The following is a 1,273-nucleotide window of genomic DNA, read 5'->3' as shown; positions in this document are numbered from 1 at the left end:
GTGACCTGCCACGGGTCTTTCATCCAGCCGCGACCGGAGTCCAAGGGTTGTTTACGCCGATTGGCGCAGGTTGAGCAATCGCCCGACGCGCGGAGCTTTCATCTCGCGCAGCGGGGCGGGCGATTGCGGTAGTCAGAGTCCGCGCGTAGTCGGCCGGGGTTTCGTAACCCAAAGCCGAATGCGGGCGTTCGGTGTTGTAGTCGGTGGCCCAGGCCGAGATCACAACCCGAGCGTGAGCTAGGTTGCGAAACATGGTTTCATTGAGCAGTTCATCGCGCATCCGCCCGTTGAAACTCTCCACGAAGCCATTCTGCATTGGTTTTCCAGGCGCGATGTAATGCCATTCGACCCTGTTCTCGGAGCACCACCGCAGGATGGCGTTCGAGGTCAGTTCCGTCCCATTGTCCGAAACAATCATGCCGGGCTTCCCGCGCCGCTCGATCAGGGCCGAAAGTTCACGGGCAACACGCCGTCCTGAGATTGAGGTGTCCGGGATCGCCACGAGGCATTCCCGGGTGACGTCGTCGACCACGTTGAGCACCCGAAAACGCTGGCCACTGGCGAATTGGTCATGGACGAAATCCAGCGACCAGCGCGCATTGGCACGGGCTTCGACCAAGATAGGGGCCCGTGTTCCGACCGCCTTACGCCGGGCCTTCCGTTTGCGCACCGTCAGGCCTTCCTCGCGGTAGAGCCGATAGATCCGGTTAATCCCGGACGGCTCGCCCTCGCGGCGCAGCAGCACGAAGAGCCGCCGATAGCCGAACCGTCGACGGTCGTTGGCCAGTTCGCGCAGACGGCCACGCAGCTCCGTATCCGGAGCACGCTGCGCCTGATAACGGACCATCTTACGATCCGCCCCGGCAATCCGGCACGCCCGCCGTTCCGAGAGCCCGAGCAAGGACCTCAGATGCGCGACCGCCTCGCGCTTCACGGCAGGCGTCACCACTTTTTTGAAACCAGTTCCTTCATCGCCGCCAAGTCCAGCATCTGCTCGGCCAGCAACTTCTTAAGCTTGGCGTTCTCGTCTTCGAGCGTCTTCAGCCGCTTTGCCTCCGGCACCGTCATGCCCCCGAACTTCGCCTTCCAGTTATAGAAGGTCCCTTCCGACATACCGTGCTTGCGGCACAGGTCCGCGCACTTCGCGCCTGCCTCGTGCTCGGCCAGAATGCCGATGATCTGTTCGTCCGTAAATCTCGTTCGCTTCATTGTCCGTCCTCAAGTTGGGCCAGACTCTAATCGACGGTGGAGGAAAAATCCCGTAGCAGGTCAA

General features: G+C 61.7%; 1 protein-coding gene. It reads right to left on the bottom strand.

Annotated elements, in window-relative coordinates; translation table 11 throughout:
- Positions 1–19 precede the first annotated feature (19 nt).
- A protein-coding gene (locus DWB67_RS17685) for an IS3 family transposase (protein ID WP_119808848.1) occupies positions 20–1,209 on the bottom strand; the annotation gives its coding sequence in 2 pieces (ribosomal slippage) (positions 20–957 and positions 957–1,209; 1,191 coding nt in all).
- Between the last annotated feature and the right edge of the window lie 64 nt (positions 1,210–1,273).

This window comes from Paracoccus sp. JM45 (genome assembly GCF_003590715.1).
GTDB lineage: Bacteria > Pseudomonadota > Alphaproteobacteria > Rhodobacterales > Rhodobacteraceae > Paracoccus.
The sequence above is the reverse complement of the archived record's forward strand: the minus strand, read 5'-3'. Positions and strand labels throughout refer to the sequence as shown.